General features: G+C 73.4%; 2 protein-coding genes. One reads left to right on the top strand and one right to left on the bottom strand.

Annotated features, from left to right (window positions below; translation table 11 throughout):
* Positions 1-253 precede the first annotated feature (253 nt).
* Entirely contained in the window at positions 254-946 is a 693-nt protein-coding gene (locus ACIQOV_RS35425; protein ID WP_401054941.1) for a hypothetical protein, read from the top strand.
* 81 nt (positions 947-1,027) lie between these two features.
* Here the strand turns inward: ACIQOV_RS35425 and ACIQOV_RS35420 are convergent.
* The coding region (locus ACIQOV_RS35420) for a SpoIIE family protein phosphatase (protein ID WP_401054940.1) at positions 1,028-2,915 on the bottom strand (1,888 nt) is incomplete at its 5' end.

The following is a 2,915-nucleotide window of genomic DNA, read 5'->3' as shown; positions in this document are numbered from 1 at the left end:
GGCCGGTCGGTCGAAATGGGGGGCCGATGGGGGGATTGCCTCCCCCCAGAGGATGACCCCGCTCCACATCCGTGCCGATGTGGCTTTGTCAAGAGGCTTCTAATGTTGGAGTAGTCGAGAGTTCGGGGATTCGGAGAAAGTTGTGATTCACAGGACCCACGCGGGGGGCGTGCGAAAGGGGCCGCTGGCAATCGCCGGATCGGCCGCTGTCGCCGAGTGGGGAACGTTGTTCGCGACGGTCCGGGACACGGTGGTGCGAAAGAAGTTCGCCGCCGTTCCGCTGGCCACGGTCGCGACGTTTCTGATCCTGCTGTTCAGCATCGTCCAGCACCTGCCGGGCGGAGAGCGTTTCGTCAACAACATCGGGGTGGTGCGGGCGGCGCTGCCGCTGGACGTCTCGCTGCTGCGGACCCCGCTCTCGCTGTACGTGCCGGCGCTGGACCTTCCGGTCTGGGGGGCGCTGGCCCAGGTCTTCGTGGTCTTCGCGATCGCCGAGATCGTGCTCGGCCGGCGGATGACCCTGGTGGTCGCCTACACCTGCACCCTGGCGGGCACGCTGTTCGCCCGGGTCGGCGTGGCGATCGGGCCGCACCACCTGTTCGGCTTCCCGAAGTGGGTCGCCTACGTGCGGGACACCGGGCCCTCGGCCGCGGTGGTGGCGCTGGCGATCTGCATCGCGTTCCGCTGCCGGGCCTGGTTCACCGGCGGCCTGGTGGTGGCGGTGATGATCGGCGAGGCGGTGGTGCTGCCGAACCTGGCCGGCCTGGAGCACGTGGTCGCGGTGGTCACCGCGCTGCTGATCGCCGTCTCGGTCGAGGTCTTCGGGGACTTCTGGCCGAGGGTGCTGGCCGGGGTCGGCGCCGCCGCCTCGGTGGCCGCGGCCGCCTCGCGGGAGGTCGCGGTGGAGGCCCGGCGGCGCCGCTCGGCGGGCGCCGTCATCCCCTGACGGGTGCCGACGACGTTCCACCGGCCGCGTACGGGTGCCCGTACGCGGCCGTTCGGCGCCCGGCGGCCGTCGGCGCGGCCGTCAGGCGTGCGGGAGCGGGAGCTCGAACCAGACGACCTTGCCCACCGCCTTGCGGGCGGTGCCCCAGCGTTCGGCGAGCTTGGTGACCAGGGTGAGGCCGCGACCGGTCTCGCCCAGTTGCTCGGCCGGCTCCAGCGAGGGCAGGTTGTGATTGTCGTCGCTGACCTCGACGAGCAGTTTGTCCACCCGGATCAGCTGGAGCTTCACGGTGTCCCGGGCGACCCGGACGGCGTTCGTCACCAGTTCGCTGACCAGCAGTTCGGTGGTGTCGCTGAGCGCCTCCAGGTGCCAGCCGGCCAGCTGCTCGCGCACCAGCGAGCGGGCCCGGCCGACCTCGCGGTGGTCCACGGCGAGGTCCCAGGTGGCCACCTCGGACGGGGCGACCCCGTCGAAGCGGGCCACCAGCAGGGCGACGTCGTCCTTGCGGTCGTCCGAGTGCAGCCGTCGCAGCACCTCGTCGCAGGCCTGCTCGGGGCTCTGCCGGGGGTCGATCAGATTGCCGCAGAGCGCGGCCAGGCCGGCCCCTATGTCCCCGCCCCGGACCTCGACCAGGCCGTCGGTGCAGAGCACCAGCATCGAGCCGTCCGAGACGTCGATGGTCTTGGCGACGAACGGCACCCCGCCGACGCCGATCGGCGCGCCGGCCGGGATCTCCAGCAGCTCGCCGCTGCCGTCCGGGTGCACCAGGACCGGCGGGACGTGGCCGGCGCTGGCCAGCTCGCAGGTCCGGTTGATCGGGTCGTAGACCGCGTACAGGCAGGTCGCGAGGTGGTCGTCGCCGAGCTTGTGGGCCAGGTTGTCCAGGTGGCGCAGCAGCTGGCCGGGTGGCAGGTCCAGGGCGGCGAGGGTCTGCATGGCGGTGCGGAAGCGGCCCATCGCGGCCGCCGAGTGCAGGCCGTGGCCCATCACGTCGCCGACCACCAGGGCGACCCGGCTGCCGGGCAGCTGGATCGCGTCGAACCAGTCGCCGCCGACCTCGGCCTTGGGGTCGCCGGGCAGGTAGCGGTGGGCGATCTGCACGCCGGGGATCTGCGGCGGGCGGGTCGGGATCATCGAGCGCTGCAGGGTGGTGGCGACCCGCGCCTCGGCGCGGTGCAGCCGGGCGTTGTCCAGCGACAGCGCGGCGCGGGCGGCCAGCTCCTTGAAGGTCGCGGCGTCGCCCTCGTCGAACCGGGCGCGGTCCGGCAGCCGCAGCAGCTTGAGGATGCCGAGCACGGTGCCGCGGGCGGAGAGCGGGACGACCAGCATCGAGCGGCCGGTGACCACCGGGGCCAGCCGGGCGCCGCCGAGCGCGATCGCGTAGTCGACCGCCACGTCCGGGCTGACCACCGGGACCAGCACCGGCTGGTTCAGCTGCAGGGCCATCCCGGGCGGGGTGCGGCGGGGCATGCTGACCAGCGAGCCCTCGGAGAGCACGTGGTCCCAGGCGCCGCCGGTCTCGTTGTAGACCAGGGCGACCCGGCGCAGCATGGTGTCGTCGTCCGGGCGGGCGGCGGGCAGCTCGGAGTCCGAGATCAGCCCGTCCACCAGGTCCACGCAGGCGAAGTCGGCGATCCGGGGGACCAGCACCTGGCACAGCTCGTGGGCGGTGAAGCCGAGGTCCAGCGTGGTGCCGACCTTGCCGCCGACCTCGTTCAGCAGGGCCAGCTGTTCGCCGGCCTGCCCGTTGGTGAGGAAGGGGCCGAGCCGTCCGGCGGGCGGGCCCTCCCCGGCCGCGGGCGCGGGGACCGGGACGGTGGCGGGCGGGGCCTGGTCGGTGCGCGGCAACGGATGGCCGTTGGCGGGAGGTTCGACGGCGGTGTGCTCGATGGCGGGGGCTCCTGCGGTGGGCGGGACCGCACCGGCCGCCATGGCGGCGAGCGACTCGCGGTCGCCGAGCAGTAGCCGC

It is taken from the genome of Kitasatospora sp. NPDC091257, assembly GCF_044757675.1.
GTDB lineage: Bacteria > Actinomycetota > Actinomycetes > Streptomycetales > Streptomycetaceae > Kitasatospora > Kitasatospora lactacystinica.
Note: the sequence above shows the minus strand (reverse complement) of the source record. Positions and strands in the feature narration are given on the sequence as shown.